This is a genomic window from Cellulosimicrobium sp. 72-3 (genome assembly GCF_013127315.1).
Classification (GTDB): domain Bacteria; phylum Actinomycetota; class Actinomycetes; order Actinomycetales; family Cellulomonadaceae; genus Cellulosimicrobium; species Cellulosimicrobium funkei.
Genome location: NZ_CP053419.1, coordinates 4205531 through 4220771 on the forward strand (window position 1 = coordinate 4205531; position 15241 = coordinate 4220771).

The 15241-nt window shown below is 71.0% G+C and carries 13 protein-coding genes; 5 read left to right on the plus strand and 8 right to left on the minus strand.

The window, feature by feature from the left end:
* Window positions 1–98 precede the first annotated feature (98 nt).
* The 5 genes from HKK73_RS18770 to HKK73_RS18790 all read left to right on the plus strand — a co-directional run bounded on the left by HKK73_RS18770 (window position 99) and on the right by HKK73_RS18790 (window position 6293).
* Window positions 99–1949 (plus strand): protein kinase family protein, encoded by a 1851-nt coding sequence (locus HKK73_RS18770; protein WP_253705709.1) that lies wholly within the window; start codon window positions 99–101, stop codon window positions 1947–1949.
* Between the two features lie 353 nt (window positions 1950–2302).
* Complete coding sequence (gene trxB, locus HKK73_RS18775; RefSeq protein ID WP_086150122.1) at window positions 2303–3331, plus strand: thioredoxin-disulfide reductase; 1029 nt, start codon at window positions 2303–2305, stop codon at window positions 3329–3331.
* Window positions 3332–3370: 39 nt separating this feature from the next.
* Window positions 3371–3703, plus strand: a complete 333-nt coding sequence (gene trxA / locus HKK73_RS18780) for a thioredoxin (RefSeq protein ID WP_021479912.1) — start codon at window positions 3371–3373, stop codon at window positions 3701–3703.
* 135 nt (window positions 3704–3838) lie between these two features.
* The gene (locus HKK73_RS18785) at window positions 3839–5167 is read left to right on the plus strand and encodes a PLP-dependent aminotransferase family protein (protein WP_061268283.1); all 1329 of its coding nucleotides are present in this window, start codon (window positions 3839–3841) and stop codon (window positions 5165–5167) included.
* Between the two features lie 205 nt (window positions 5168–5372).
* Window positions 5373–6293 (plus strand): D-alanine--D-alanine ligase, encoded by a 921-nt coding sequence (locus HKK73_RS18790; protein WP_076404571.1) that lies wholly within the window; start codon window positions 5373–5375, stop codon window positions 6291–6293.
* Window positions 6294–8408: 2115 nt separating this feature from the next.
* On the opposite strand, the gene HKK73_RS18795 is transcribed toward HKK73_RS18790, so the two are convergent.
* The 8 genes from HKK73_RS18795 to rpmH all read right to left on the minus strand — a co-directional run bounded on the left by HKK73_RS18795 (window position 8409) and on the right by rpmH (window position 14697).
* Complete coding sequence (locus HKK73_RS18795) at window positions 8409–9776, minus strand: ParB/RepB/Spo0J family partition protein (RefSeq protein WP_171468623.1); 1368 nt, start codon at window positions 9774–9776, stop codon at window positions 8409–8411.
* Window positions 9773–10945: a ParA family protein gene (locus HKK73_RS18800; protein ID WP_371810569.1), complete on the minus strand. Its 1173-nt coding sequence runs from the start codon at window positions 10943–10945 to the stop codon at window positions 9773–9775. The genes HKK73_RS18795 and HKK73_RS18800 overlap by 4 nt, the downstream gene beginning before the upstream one ends.
* Before the next feature lie 115 nt (window positions 10946–11060).
* Window positions 11061–11723, minus strand: a complete 663-nt coding sequence (rsmG, locus tag HKK73_RS18805; protein ID WP_137281361.1) for a 16S rRNA (guanine(527)-N(7))-methyltransferase RsmG — start codon at window positions 11721–11723, stop codon at window positions 11061–11063.
* Between the two features lie 410 nt (window positions 11724–12133).
* Complete coding sequence (locus tag HKK73_RS18810) at window positions 12134–12661, minus strand: R3H domain-containing nucleic acid-binding protein (protein ID WP_034651924.1); 528 nt, start codon at window positions 12659–12661, stop codon at window positions 12134–12136.
* Between the two features lie 39 nt (window positions 12662–12700).
* Window positions 12701–13792 carry a membrane protein insertase YidC gene (gene yidC / locus HKK73_RS18815; protein ID WP_043651562.1) on the minus strand — a complete coding sequence of 364 codons (1092 nt, stop codon included), beginning with the start codon at window positions 13790–13792 and terminating at the stop codon, window positions 12701–12703.
* A 60-nt stretch (window positions 13793–13852) separates the two neighbouring features.
* Complete coding sequence (gene yidD / locus HKK73_RS19450; RefSeq protein WP_081599776.1) at window positions 13853–14188, minus strand: membrane protein insertion efficiency factor YidD; 336 nt, start codon at window positions 14186–14188, stop codon at window positions 13853–13855.
* Entirely contained in the window at window positions 14185–14553 is a 369-nt protein-coding gene (gene rnpA, locus HKK73_RS18825) for a ribonuclease P protein component (RefSeq protein ID WP_031315171.1), read from the minus strand. Before rnpA ends, yidD begins: the two co-directional genes overlap by 4 nt.
* A 6-nt stretch (window positions 14554–14559) precedes the next feature.
* Complete coding sequence (gene rpmH, locus HKK73_RS18830) at window positions 14560–14697, minus strand: 50S ribosomal protein L34 (RefSeq protein WP_034225701.1); 138 nt, start codon at window positions 14695–14697, stop codon at window positions 14560–14562.
* Window positions 14698–15241: the final 544 nt, after the last annotated feature.

Here is a 15241-nt window from a genome sequence, read left to right on the forward strand (position 1 = left end):
TCTGACGTGCGGGTATCCGGTGATACGGGGGCAATCCGGGCCCGCGTACCATGGGGTCTCGACCACGAGTCCCACACGGAGGAGGTCCGGTGAACGGCGTGGCCCCAGGAACGTTGCTCGTCGCGCGCTACCGGCTCGACGAGCAGCTCGCGTCCGACCTGTCGGACGTCACGGCATGGTCGGCCCACGACCAGATCCTCGACCGACCGGTGCGGCTCTCGGTCGTCACCGGCGCGCACGTCGCCGAGGCGCTCGACTCCGCACGACGCGCGGCGCTCGTCGTCGACCCGCGCCTCACGCGGGTGCTCGACGTCGGGTCCGAGGACGGTGTGGCGTACGTCGTGACCGAGCGCTACACGGGCATCACGCTGAGCGAGGTCGTCGCCGGCGGGATCGTCGACCCGCAGCAGGCCCGCGCCATCGTCGGCGAGGCTGCCGCGGCGCTCGAGGTCGCCCGTCGCCGCGGTGTCCACCATCTCGCGCTGCGCCCGGACGCGGTGCGTGTCGACGGCAGCCGCGTGCTCGTCACGGGCCTCGGGCTCGACGCGGGCGTGGCGGGCCACGACCAGCACGACGCCGAGCAGACCTCGCGCGCGGACGCCGTCGGGCTCGTCGCGCTCCTCTACTACGCGATGACGGCCCGCTGGGCCGGGCCGTCCCTCGACGTCCCCTGGATCGCCGCGGACTCCATCCACCCGCTGCCCGCGCAGCGCGCGGGCGACAGCGTGCTCGCCCTCTCGGACGTCCGTCCCGACGTCCCCGCCGAGCTCGACGAGCTGTGCGCCGAGACCTTCGCCGGCACCCACGGCACCGCCGCGGAGTGGACCGCGACACCCCTGGGAGAGGGTCCGCGCTCCCCCGCCGACGTCGTGGGTGCGGTCGAGCCCTGGGGCGAGGTCTCCGTCGTCGCGGCGCTGCCCGCGTTCGTGCAGCCCGCCGCCGGTGTGAGCCGCCAGTCCGTGCGGACGGCGTTCGACGGCGCAGCGAGCGCGCCGCCCGGGACGCCGCCGCCCGCGCCGCCCGTCCGCCGTCCGACGACCGGACGCATCCACCGCGTCGGCGCGGTGCCGGGGTCGGCCGGTGCGGGCGCGGGGGCGGCGTACGCCGCCGGGGCGGCGACCGGGGCGACCGCCGCCGTGCCGCCGCCCACCGCCGAGGCGTACTCGGTCCCGCCGCCGCCCGTCGGCTACGACGCGGGCACCGTTCCCCTGCCGTACGACCCGGCGTCCCCGCCGCCCCCGCCCGCCGGTCCCGACGCCGCGCAGGCCTGGAGCGAGCCCGTCCCGTCGCGGCGCGGGCCGCGACGGTTCAACGCGACCCCGATCGTCCTCGTGCTCGTGCTGGCCCTCGTCGTCGGCGGTGTCGTCTGGGCCGTCAACACGGCGTTCGACGGCTTCGGCCCCGCCGTGCAGACCAACGAGCCCACCGCAGGCGGGTCGGAGGCACCGGCCGAGGGCGGTGAGGGCGACGCCTCCGCAGGTGAGGAGGCACCGCCCGCGCCCGAGGTCCGCCCGATGATCGCGTCCGGCACCGCGCTCGATCCCGAGGGCGACGCCGCCGGCAACAACGACGGCGAGCACCCTGAGCTGGCGTCGCTGGCCTACGACCAGCAGCCGGACACGACGTGGATCTCGCGGCGCTACAACGCGGCGGACTTCGCCGGGCTGCGCTCGGGGATCGGTTTCGCCGTCACCCTGGAGGAGAAGGCTCCCGTCTCGTCGATCGTCATCGACACCGCGACGAACGGCGGCAACGTCGAGATCCGCGCGACGAGCCCGGACACCCCCACCGAGGGCACGGTGCTCGCCTCCGGACCGCTCTCCCCCGGTGCGACGTTCACCTTCAAGCAGCCGGTCGAGGCCGAGTCCATCGTCCTGTGGTTCACCGAGCTGCCGCAGAACCCGGCCGGCGAGTACCGCGCGGAGATCAACGAGATCCTCGTTTCCTGACGTCGTGGGGGGTCCGACGCCGTGTCCCCCACGGTCCGCGGCGTCGCCTGCCGCCGTGCTCGTGCCCGCGGTGCGGTGCTCGTCGCGGGCACGTGCGGCGTCGCCGGCCGCCCGTCGCTCTCGCGCCACTGGGCCGTGGAGCGCCCGCCCACGGCACCGTGCCGGCGGGCACGGCCGCGGGCCGGCGCCGGGACCATCGCCGCGGCGAGCCGGGTGCCGGTCGGTTCGCACCCACGGTGAGCCGAGCACCCGCCGACCCGCGAACCCCCGTACCGTGGAACAGAAGCCGCCCCGGCGGCGTTCACACTCTCGCGTGGTCGGCCGCCACGCACCGAGCATCCGAGGAGCAGCACGTGACCGAGCAGTCAGCCGTCCAGAACCTGATCATCGTCGGGTCCGGTCCCGCCGGGTACACCGCGGCGATCTACGCGGCGCGCGCGGGCCTGTCCCCGCTGGTGCTCGCGGGGTCGGTCACCGCCGGCGGTGCGCTGATGAACACGACCGAGGTCGAGAACTTCCCCGGGTTCCCCGACGGGATCATGGGCCCGGAGCTCATGGACCACATGCAGAAGCAGGCCGAGCGGTTCGGCGCGCGCATCGAGTGGGACGACGCCACGCTGCTCGACCTCGAGGGGCCGGTCAAGACCGTCGTGACGGGCAACGGTGACACCTACCGCGCCCGCGCCGTCATCCTCGCGACCGGGTCCGCCTACCGCGAGCTCGGCCTGGACGACGAGAAGCGCCTGTCCGGCCGCGGCGTGTCCTGGTGCGCGACGTGCGACGGCTTCTTCTTCCGCGACCAGCACATCGCGGTCGTCGGCGGGGGCGACTCGGCGATGGAGGAGGCCACGTTCCTCACCCGCTTCGCCGAGAAGGTGACGCTGGTGCACCGTCGTGACGAGCTGCGCGCGTCGAAGATCATGGCCGACCGTGCCCTCAACGACCCGAAGATCGAGTTCGCCTGGAACAGCGAGGTCGCCGGGATCGAGGGCGACAAGAAGGTCGAGGGCGTGACGCTGCGCGACACCGTGACCGGCGAGGAGCGCGAGCTCCCCGCGACGGGACTGTTCGTCGCGATCGGCCACGAGCCCCGCACCGAGCTCGTCAAGGGTCAGATCGACCTGGACGACGAGGGCTACATCCAGGTCGTCGGGCGCACCACCGCGACCAACCTCGAGGGCGTGTTCGCGTGCGGCGACGCCGTCGACCACACCTACCGCCAGGCCATCACCGCCGCCGGCTCGGGGTGCTCCGCCGCCCTCGACGCGCAGCGCTACCTCACCGAGCTCGCGGACGCGGCGGGCCTCGCGGACCTCGCCGGCACCCCGCAGACGCCGAACCCCGACGAGCTGCCCGAGGCGCTCGCCGAGCTCCAGGCCTGACCCCGCACCGCAGCCACCGACGTCCCCAGGAGGTTCACCATGTCGACCGTCCCCGTCACCGACGCCACCTTCCGCGCTGAGGTCCTCGAGTCCGACGTCCCCGTCCTCGTCGACTTCTGGGCGACCTGGTGCGGCCCGTGCCGCCAGGTCGCGCCGATCCTCGAGGAGCTCGCCGAGGAGTACGACGGCAAGATCAAGATCGCCAAGCTCGACACCGACGCGAACCCGGAGACGACCGCCGCCTACGGCATCGTGTCGATCCCGACGCTCAACGTCTACGTCGGCGGCGAGCTGCAGAAGTCGATCATCGGTGCGCGCCCCAAGCGGGCGCTCACGGAGGAGATCGACGCCGTGCTCGCCACGACCGTCTGAGCCGTCGCCTCCCGCGACCGCACGGTCCGCGAGCGACCTCGCACCACGCACGCCGGAGGGCGGGCCACCAGCACGGTGGTCCGCCCTCCGGCGTCTTCACGCGATCCCCCGATCCTCCGTGCCACACTGGGGATCGTGACTGGACCGACGACTCCCTCGCAGCAGCCCGCTCCCAGCGGCACCCGCCTCGACCCGTGGTTCGGTGCCTACGCAGAGCGAGCGCACGGGATGCGAGCGTCGGAGATCCGAGCCCTGTTCTCGGTCGCGAACCGGCCGGAGGTCGTGTCGCTCGCCGGCGGCATGCCGTACCTCGAAGGCCTCCCCCTCGACCAGATCGCCGACACCATGCAGCGCCTCGTCGCGACGCGCGGTGCCACGGCGCTCCAGTACGGCTCCGGTCAGGGCGACGAGACCCTGCGCGAGCGGATCCTCGACGTCGTGCGGATGGAGGGCATCGAGTGCCACCCCGACGACGTCGTCGTGACGACCGGCTCGCAGCAGGCGCTCGACCTCGTCACGCGGATCTTCGTCGACCCGGGCGACGTGGTCGTCGCGGAGGCGCCGAGCTACGTCGGGGCGCTGGGCGTGTTCCGGTCGTACCAGGCCGACGTCGTGCACGTGCCCCTCGACGAGCACGGGCTCGTCCCGGAGGCGCTGGAGGAGACGCTCGCGCGCCTCGCCGCCGACGGGCGTCGCGTCAAGCTGCTCTACACCGTCCCGAACTTCCACAACCCCGCCGGCGTGACCCTCACCGCCGAGCGCCGCCCGCGCATCCTCGAGATCGCGCAGCGGTACGGCGTCCTCGTCATCGAGGACAACCCCTACGGTCTCCTCGGCTTCGACGGCCAGACGCTCCCCGCGCTGCGGTCGCTCGACGAGGACGGCGTCCTCTACCTCGGGTCGTTCTCGAAGACCTTCGCCCCGGGATACCGCGTCGGCTGGGTCGTCGCACCGCACGCCGTCCGCGAGAAGCTCGTTCTCGCGAGCGAGTCCGCGATCCTGTGCCCGTCGAACGCGTCGCAGCTCGCCATCGCCGCCTATCTCGACACGTGCGACTGGAAGGGCCAGATCAAGCAGTTCCGTGAGCTCTACCGTGAGCGTCGCGACGCCATGATCGGCGCCCTCGCCGAGCACCTCCCCTCGGCGCGCTGGACGGTGCCCGACGGCGGCTTCTACACCTGGGTCCAGCTCCCCGACGGGCTCGACGCGCGGTCCATGCTCCCCCGCGCGGTCACCGCGCGCGTCGCCTACGTGCCCGGGACCGCGTTCTACGCCGACGGCACGGGCGCGAGCCACGTGCGCCTCTCCTACTGCTTCCCGACCCCGGAGCGGATCCGCGAGGGTGTCCGTCGCCTCGCGGGCGTCGTGAACGCCGAGCAGGAGCTCGTCGAGATCTTCGGCACCAACGCCGAGCTCGACCCCGACGTCACGGACGTCGAGAACCCCTCGCCGAACCTGGCCTGAAGCCCCTCACCACACGACGCCGCGGCCGCCCCACCGGGCGGCCGCGGCACCGAACAGGAGTCCGTCACCAGTGGACACGACCACGGGCAGCCCCACGACGAGCGGCGTAGCCGACAGCACGACCTCGACGGACGCGCAGCGCCCTGACCAGCACCTTCACCTTCTTCGGCCCGACGACGACGTCCCCCCGGGGGGGCACGTCGCCATCCTCGCCGGCGGCCTCTCGCACGAGCGCGACGTCTCGCTCCGCTCCGGGCGCCGTGTCGCGGAGAGCCTCCGCGCCGCCGGTCTCGAGGTGACCGTGCACGACGTCGACGCCGACCTCCTCCCCTTCCTCGAGTCCGCGCGACCCGACGTCGTCTGGCCGCTCCTCCACGGTGCCAGCGGAGAGGACGGTTCCATCCGCGACGTCCTCGAGCTCGTCGGCGTGCCCTACGTCGGAACCGGTCCGCGTGAGAGCCGTGCAGCCTGGAGCAAGCCCGTCGCGAAGAACGTCGTCCTCGGCGCCGGCCTGTGCACCCCGGAGTACGTCACCCTCCCCCAGAGCCTGTTCCGCGAGCTCGGCGCCCAGCCCGTGCTCGACGCGGTCGTCGCACGCCTCGGGCTGCCGCTCGTCGTGAAGCCGACGCACGGCGGGTCCGCGCTCGGCGTCACGCTCGTCGAGCGAGCCGACCAGCTTCCTCGCGCCATGGTCGACTGCTTCGCGTACGGAGAGGTCGCACTCATCGAGCAGGCCGTCCGTGGTGTCGAGCTGGCCGTGAGCGTCGTCGACCTGGGCCGCGGTCCGGAGGCCCTGCCGCCGGTCGAGATCGTGACGACGGGTCCGTACGACTTCGACGCACGCTACAACCCCGGCCGCACCGAGTACTTCGCACCGGCGCGGCTCGACGACGACGTCCTCGGCGTCGTCCGCGAGGTCGCCGTTCGAGCCCACTCCGCGCTCGGTCTCCGCGACCTCTCCCGGACGGACGTCATCCTCGACGCTGACGGGGTCGTGCAGTTCCTCGAGGTCAACGTCGCGCCGGGGATGACCGAGACGTCCCTCCTCCCCCAGGCGGCACGCGCTGCCGGACTCGATCTCGGGCACCTCTACCGGTCTCTCGTCAACGCGCACGTCCGGCACTGATTCCTTTCCCGCCTGGCTGGCCGGCGCTCGTTTTCGCCCCTCCGGTGGGACTGAAGAGCGAGACCCACGGCGATGCCATGGCCTGCCGCGGCGGAGCTGGCGGGTGCGTTGGCCTGGCGGGATAGCACCGACTGATGCGGCCCCAGCCCGACCTTGTCGCAGATGCTCGTTCACGGGCCGACCCACGTTCCCGACATGACCTCGTACGGTGGAACTTCGCGCCCTTCCGACAGGTCGGCTCAGGATCACCGAGCGCGTCGTTTCACGTGAAACACCCCTGACGGGACTGGCGACTTCGAGCGGGCCCACTCTCCGAGCAGCCGGCCCCGCGTCGCCCGCGTGTCTCCCCAGCCGGCGTTCCCGGACCCGCGCCCAGGGACTAGGCGGCGCACGGCGTCGCGCTCGCGGAGCGAGGCGACGTCTGGTTCGCGTAGACGCACCTGTGCTCTCTCATTCTCCGAAGTCAGAGACCTTTCCCACCCACGGCGACGCGCACGGTGCAGCAGAGCCACTGTGGCGATGGTCTCGGGTGGGCGGGGGTTCGCCCGTACCGATGCCTGACGCCGCTGACCGTCCACGGCTGCCGCGGAATCGGGACGGTCGAGAGCGAAAAGAGCGAGCCTCACGCGGCGAGCTTCCCGACCGCGACACTTCTGACCTCCCCTGCATCCAGGTCCACCCCTGGTGACCCTGGCGGCGCATCACGGGAGCCCCTCCCCTCCCCCGGTGCCGGGCTGTGGCCTCCAGCCCCGCCGATGCGTCGCGCGCCCTGGCGCTTCACCTGCGGAGTCGGACGACGCGGTGCGGGTAGGTGCGCGGTGTCTAGCCCAGCCGCATCGGACGGTGCCACGACCTTCCGATGTTCCACGTGAAACAGCCGGTCACGGCGCGTGAGCGAAAGGCGCCGCGTTGTCCGGCCCGTCCGCGTACCGACCAACCGCGACGCCGCTGTGTTCTCACGAGAGGACTCCGGCGAACCGTCCACCGGCGCCCGAGGTCGGCCGTGGTGCATGGCAGCGGCATCGAGCGGCGTCGGCCATCGAACCGCGAGCGACAGCTCTGCGGCCCATCGTCGAAGACCCGAGGGCCGCCCCGCTCACGGGCCATCCCGTTGGCAGAGCATTCGCGTGGTGTCCGGGGTCCTCGGCCTCTGCCGCAAAGAACAGCGAGGCGCAGCCCCGCACATCGATCCGTTGGCAGGGTGCCAGAGCGGCCACATCACGGAGCGCTTGATCTGCCCAACGTCTCCGGGGCCGATTGGCCTCGCCTCCGACGCGCGCGCCTCCGAGCAGAGAGCGCCGCGGGCCTTCGCTGCCTCGACGATCGGCCGGCGCGGCAGCGTATGAGGAGTTCGGCGTCGACCGTCAGCTTGCTCGCCGTCGTGAAGCCGATCAGCAGCCACGTCCTCCCGGACATGGTCCACGTGAAACACGTCGCGACCACAGCCTGCTCCGTGATGAGGGTCTCGACTCCCGACGCGAGGACGAACGCGGCGAACGGCGACGGCGTCGGCCCGAGCCGAGGCGCCACGACGTCACGCGCGTACGCGGTGCGGGCGCTCCCGGCGAAGCGTTGGGCGAAGCCGGGTCTGCGGAGCCGCGAGCGTTCCACGGCGTACGCCCGCGCGCCGCCGGTCTGCCGTTTCACGTGGAACATCCGCCCTCCCCCCGGGCGGGAGCCACCACCGTCGCGTGTACACAGCGCTCGAAGGGTGTGAGCGAAGGCCGCCCATCGTGACACGGCCGTCCTCGTCAGCGAGGCGTTCCGGCACTCGCTGAATAGCCTTGTGCTCCACCCGGCAGTCTTCCTTCCGCCCGTCCCGAGGCGGGTCTGCGGTAGATGCACAGTTCCCTCACCACGCACCACGGGCGCAGCGCGTTGTGGCGACCGGCCGACACAGGGGTTGCTGGTCATGCGACTCGGATGCGCGCCGGTGAAGCCGGCTCGGGCGTCTCACCGTAAGAAAGCTGAGGAGGCGAGGTGCGGTCCGTCCCTCCCGACAGGCCAGCGGGGCGGGTGCACTCGCCGTATGGCGTGCGCACCCGCCCCGCTAGGTGATCCCGCGAGCCGCCCTCGTCGACGCAGCCGCGCCCACGACACCGGCGCGATCGTCGTCTACTTCCGCAACAGACCCGGGTCGTCGGGCGCCATGACATCGAGGATGCGGTTGAGGTCCTCGACGGAGGCGAACTCCACGGTGAGACGGCCCTTGTTCTTGCCCAGGTCCACCTTGACGCGCGTCTCGAAGCGGTCGGACAACCGATGCGCAAGCTCGTCGATCGCCGCAGACCGCTGTCCGGCCCGAGGAGTTCGCGGCGGGCGACGCTCCCCGTCCAGACCGCCCATCGCGACGATCTCCTCCGTCGCCCTCACGGAGAGGCCTTCGGCGACGATGCGCTGCGCCAGACGCTCGATCTCTGCACCGTCCGTGAGCCCCAGGAGCGCCCGGGCGTGACCTGCCGAGAGCACTCCGGCAGCAACCCGACGCTGTACGAGCGGAGGCAGGCGCAGCAGACGCAGGGTGTTCGAGATCTGCGGACGGCTTCGCGAGATACGGTCCGCCAGCTCCTCGTGGGTGCAGCCGAAGTCGTCCAGAAGCTGCCGGTACGCGGCTGCCTCTTCGAGGGGATTGAGAGCACTGCGGTGCAGGTTCTCGAGGAGCGCATCACGCAGCAGGTCGGCATCGTCGGTCTCACGGACGATGGCCGGGATGACATCAAGACCCGCTGCCTGCGTCGCCCGCCAGCGGCGCTCGCCCATGATCAGCTCATACGCGCCGGACTCCCCCGGCACCGGGCGCACGACGATCGGCTGGAGCACGCCGATCTCCCGGATGGAACCGATGAGCTCGTCGAGCTCGCCCTCGTCGAAGACGGTGCGCGGCTGCCGCGGGTTGGGTCGGATGGACGAGGTCGGGAGCTCGGCGAACCGCGCGCCCGGAACGGGCACCAGGTCGTCGGCGGCCCCGCCTGCCCACTCCTCCACGCTGGTCGATCCCGCAGATGAAGAGGCACCAGGCTCCGTTGCGGTGATCTGCTCCCTGCCGGCCTTCAGGCTGGAGTCCGACGTCGTTTCACGTGAAACCGCGCCCGTCGTTGCCGAGTCGACCGTCGCCTGGTCTGTCGTCGCCTGGTCTGTCGTCGACGAGTCGCGTGTCGGCGCCAGGCTCGCGCTCGAGTCGGCGGTGTCCCCCGCCGCCACAGCATCCAGCTCAGCGAGGTCCGCGTCCGGGGGCGAGGTAAGGGACGCGAGGTCAGCGGGCCCGGCGTCCGCGTCCGCCACCAGCGTCGTCACACTCGTGGTGGCTGCCGCCTCCTCGGCCTGCTGGTCGACAGAACTCTCGGCGGCGCCGGCCGTCTCGTGGTGCTTCGCCTCGTCCGTGGCAGGGCTCGGGAAGAAGACGTCGACGGGCCGCCTGCCCTCGGAGCTCGTCGGGATCAGGGCACCTAGTCCTCGACCGAGCCCTCGGCGCTTCTCGCTCATCGCTGTTCCTCCTGCCGCAGGCCGGGACCACCGATGGTGCCGGCGAACTCATGATCGTGGTGAGACGTGGAACCGGAATGTGCTGACCCCGGAGGGTCCTGGGGTGGCCGCAAGTCGGCGTTCCGTTGACGGTCCTCGCCCGTCCCCTCGTCGCTACGGTTCTCCGCTCGCTGCGTGAGCTCGCGGGCCGCTTCGAGGTACGCGAGGGCCCCCGTCGACCCCGGGTCATAGGTCATAACCGTCTGCCCATGGCTCGGGGCCTCCGAGATGCGCACGGAGCGCGGGACCGTCGTGCGCAGCGTCTGCTCCGGGAAGTGCTCGCGAACTTCGCTGGCGACCTGCTGCGCAAGGTTCGTCCTGCCGTCGTACATCGTGAGCAGGATCGTGGAGACATGGAGCCCCGGGTTGAGGTGCGCCTTGATCAGCTCGATCGTCTTGAGGAGCTGGCTCAGGCCTTCCAGGGCGTAGTACTCGCACTGGATCGGGATGAGCACTTCCCGACCGACCACGAAGGCATTCACCGTCAAGAGGCCAAGGCTCGGCGGGCAGTCCACGAGGACGTAGTCGATGGGTTCGAGGCCGTCGCGCTCACGCTGGGCGAGATACTCATCGAGCGCACGACGAAGCCGTGTTTCACGTGAAACGAGCGACACGAGCTCGATCTCTGCACCCGAAAGGTCGATGGTCGCCGGGACGCACCAGAGGGTGGGGATGTCGGGACACTGCTGCACCGCACTCGCCAACGGGTCGCCATCGACGAGAACCTCGTAGACCGACGGCGTCCCTGCGCGATGCTCGACGCCGAGAGCGGTCGACGCGTTCCCCTGGGGATCGTTGTCGATCACCAGGACGTTGAGCCCGGCCATCGCCAGCCCGGCGGCAAGGTTCACCGTCGTCGTGGTCTTCCCGACGCCGCCCTTCTGGTTCGCGACGGTGATGATCCGGGTCGTCACCGGTCGGGGGAAGCGACGTCCGTGGAGGTCGATCCGACGGCGAGCGTCCTCCGCGAGCTGAGCCGCCAACGGCGTCGACTCGTCGGCGACGGGAAGACTCGCCATCAGCGCTGCCCGGCGGTCGTCCTCGGTTCCCATGCTCCGATCGCCCTCCCCGTCGTGGGAGAGCGCCACCTGCTCCTCGGAGCCGTCGGGGCCCACAGGGCTCTGCGTCACGCGTCTCATCCTCTCCGTCGTCGCCTCTCAGCATCCGCCGTGCGCCATGGCTTTCGACGGATGTCGGGGCCGAGATCGGGCGTGTCGCTCACGTCCTCGGCACCCGTTCCCCAGATCAGCGGGATCCAGTCTGCCGCACGATACGAACGACCGTCGTGGTCTCCACGCCGGGGAGCGTCGGTGCCTCGATGATCTCCGGCTCCGACCCCTTGAGCTTGCGCAGGACCTTCCGCGCCGGATCGATCTCGCGACTCACGTTACGACCCTTGAGAACGATCATCTCTCCGCCGGGTCGAACCAGCGGGAGCGACAGTCGCGCGAGCTTGTCGAGTGCCGCGACGGCTCGCGACGTCACCGCGTCGCACTCGAACGCCCCGTGATACTCCTCGGCCCGTCCTCGCTTGACCTCGATGTTCGGCAAGGAGAGGTCCTCGGCGATCTCCGTCAGCCAGGCGCAGCGCCGCTCCATCGGTTCGATGAGGTAGACGGTCGCCTCCGGCCGCATGGCGGCGATCACGACGCCCGGCAGGCCAGCACCCGACCCCACGTCGGCGATCAGCCCGGTCCTGGGCAGGAAGGGCACGACGGCGGCCGAGTTAAGGATGTGACGATCCCAGATCCGCGGAACCTCCCGCGGTCCGATGAGACCGCGCAGCTCGCCTTCGCTCCGCAACCGTTCAGCAAACTTCTCCACGACGACGAACGAGTCACCGAAGTACTCGATCAACGCCTCCCGGGGGATGTCCGGCTCCTCGTTGCCTGCGGCCTCGTGCTGCATCGGGTCGTCTGCCTCCTCGTGTACGAACGCCTCATCGTTTCACGTGAAACGACGTGGAGCGTGCGCGGCCCACCGAGTGCGGAGCGAGGTTCGACGCGCTGCGACCACGGTCCCGCACGTTCCGAGGATCGTCGTCACACTTCTCCTCGCCGACGCGAGGAACGGCGGTCGTCGCGACGTAGCGAACGCCGTCTATCAGGGCATCGGCCCGGGACCGCACACGCCCCGCCACCGGCGCTCGCCGCGCCCCGCATCTCCTGTGCGGTTCCCCTGCCGGCGGGATCGTCAGCAGTTCCGCACCCAGAGTCACTCGCAGCTCGTGGGCACCTGCACACCCTCAGGAACGCACTTCGCCCCGCGTTTCACGTGAAACGCGGGGCGGAGAAGCGGAGGGGTCGTCTCCGACGGTGTCAGTCTGCCGGGTAGATGACGACGTAGCGCTGCGGCTCGACACCCTCCGAGTCGCTCCGCAGCCCTGCTGCGGCCACGGCGTCGTGGATGACCTTGCGCTCGAAGGCGTTGAGCGGCTCGAGCGAAACCTTGGTGCCCTCGGCACGCACGCGCTCGATCGCCTCTGCGGCCTGCGCCGTGAGCTCACGACGGCGGCCCGCACGGAAGCCGGCGACGTCGAGCATCAGGCGGCTCCGCTCCCCCGTCCTGGCCTGCACGGCGAGACGCGTCAGCTCCTGCAGCGCATCGAGCACCTCGCCGTCGTCGCCCACGAGAGAGCTCAGAGCGGCGGGGTCGTCCGCGACGATCTCGACAGCGGCCCGGTCGTGCTCGACGTCGATGTCGATGTCACCGTCGAGGTCCGCGATGTCGAGGAGCTCCTCGAGGTAGTCCGCCGCGATCTCCCCTTCCTCCTCGAGTCGGGTGGTCTCCGGGGCGGATTCCTCGGTGGACGTCGCGTCGGGCGCGGGCGTCTCGGTAGGCGTCATGCGTTGCTCCTCACGGCACGTGCGCGCTCGGGCGCAGGTCTACTTCTGCTTCTTCTTCTTGGGCGCGGGCTTCGACGCGCCGGTCCCGGACCCGCCCTTCGCGGCACCGCCCGGTGCCGGCTTGTCCGCCGGGGCATCCTCCACCGGGGCATCCTCCGGGGTGGTCGCGGACACCGTCCCGACGGGACGGGGGGCGCTCTTCTGGCGGTCCTTGCGCTTGGGCTGCTGACGCTGGCCGCGAGGCTGCTCGATGACCGGCGTCGCGTCCTCGACGACGCCCTTCGCCGCGCGCTTGCGCGCCTGGCGCTCCTTGAGGAGGCGCTCCGCCTCCGAACCCGGGGCCGGCATGCGTCGGATCGTGTAGAACTGCTGCCCCATCGACCAGAGGTTCGTCGTGGTCCAGTAGACGAGGACGCCGACGGGGAAGTTCACGCCGGAGACGGCGAAGATGAAGGGGAAGACGTAGAGCATCATCTTCTGCGTCGAGGCCATCGGGCCCTCGAGAGCGGCCTTCGGCATGTTCTTCATCGTGAGCTGTCGCTGCGTGAAGAACGTCGTCGCGCACATCGCCAGGATGAGCACGGCGATGACGATGCGGGTCTGCAGGTCGTCCGTCTGGAGGAAGACGTCGGAGAGCTTGGCTCCGAAGACCGACGAGCTCTCGATGTCGCTCGCCACCGAAGCGTCGATCGGTCCGATGCTGTCGCGCGAGTACGTACCGTCCGAGATCGGCTTCAGCGAGTTCAGCACCCGGAAGAGTGCGAAGAAGATCGGCGACTGGAGCAGGATCGGCATGCACGAGGCGAAGGGGTTTGTCCCGTGCTTGCGGTAGAGCTCCATCGTCTCGCGGCTCATGGCCTCACGAGACGCGGGGTCCGTCTTCCCCTTGTACTTCTTCTGGATCGCCTGCATCTCGGGCTGCAGCAGCTGCATGCCGCGCGACGCCTTGATCTGCTTGAAGAACAGCGGGATCAGCAGGATGCGGATGATGATGACCAGGCCGACGATCGACAGGACCCAGGCGGGCCCCGGGCCGTCGGAGAACCCCAGGAACGTGAGTCCCTGGTGGCAGAAGTACATGATCCAGGCGACTACCCACTCGATCGGGTAGAGAAACGCGAAGAAGTCCATCCGTGACTGCTCCCTCAACTTCGGACAAAGCGTGTGAAAGCCCGTTTCCCGGGCAGCGGGCTAGTGCGTGTGTCGTGCCGGCGGAACGTCGTCGACCCCACCGAGGCTCCAGGGGTTGCAGCGCAGCAGCCGCCAGAGGGCGAGGCCCGTTCCGCGCAGGGCGCCGTGACGACGCACCGCCGTGAGGGCGTACTGGGAGCAGGACGGGTAGTACTTGCACGTGGGCCCGGTCATCGGGGAGATCACCGACTGGTAGGCCCTGATCATGCCGATCAGCGTGAGGGCGGGGACCCGGCGCAGCAGGTCGACGACCCGGCGAACGATGCCGCGCTCGTCGGTCCCCGGCTCCTCGGGCGAGGACGGCGCTGGAATGCGCGGCGCATGGGTCGTCGTCATCGACGCTCGCCCGCTCGCTCGTCGAGCCGACGGGTCGCACGCACGAGACCGCTGTCGAGGTCGGCGCTGAGCTCCTCGAAGGAGGCGAGCGCCGCGCCGGGAAGCGCGCGGACGACGGCGCGCCCGTGCGCGGGCAGCACGGAGAGGCGCGACGCCGTGGCGGCGCGCAGTCGGCGCTTCACGAGGTTGCGGTGCACCGCGTTCCCCACTGCCTTGGAGACGACGAAGCCGACCTGCGGCTGAGCAGCGCCCTCGGGATCCTCCGAGAGGTGCACGACCACGGTCGACCTACCAGCACGCACGCCGCGGCGCACCGCCCGCTCGAAATCGACGGAACGGCGCAGTCGGTGCGCCGCGGGGAGCACGTGCGATCAGGCAGAGAGCTCGGTGCGGCCCTTGCGGCGGCGGGCAGCCAGGATGGCGCGGCCGGCGCGGGTCCGCATGCGCAGCCGGAAGCCGTGGGTCTTCGCCCGGCGCCGGTTGTTCGGCTGGAAGGTCCGCTTGCTCACGAGGTACTCCAAGAACGTCGGGGAGGTACACCGTCTATGTCCTCGACGATGCAGTGACAGGCTCCGGTTGGCTCCTGCCGGTGGTTCGGGTCGTGCGCCGGACGGTCCCCCGCCCGGTCACCGCTCAGGCGCGCGGACCGGATGGCCATTGCTGGGGGCACCGGGTCCTCGCAGGGATTTCCTGACGTGAGGCCTCGCGTCGAGTTTCCTCCACGCGGGCGCGCCAAGAACACCTGGAACGGCTGTCTGACGTTACGCTGCGCGACCCCTCCGGGTCAAACCACGACGGGTGACCTTCGCCGCGTGCGACGATGGCGCGGCGTCGTCCCGGATCCCGGCATCCTGCCGGTGAGAGCATCCTCACCCTACAACCCACAGCCTGTGGACAACTATGTGGATGAGGGGTTCCCGTGGCACGATCGACCCCAGCATCACCCCATCCGTGACCTTCTCCTCGTCGGCGCACCCCCGCCCGGCTCGTCAGCGTGCTCGACGGCCGGAGCTCTGCCCGGCGCACGCTGTCGACCCCCGTGAGGAACTGCCC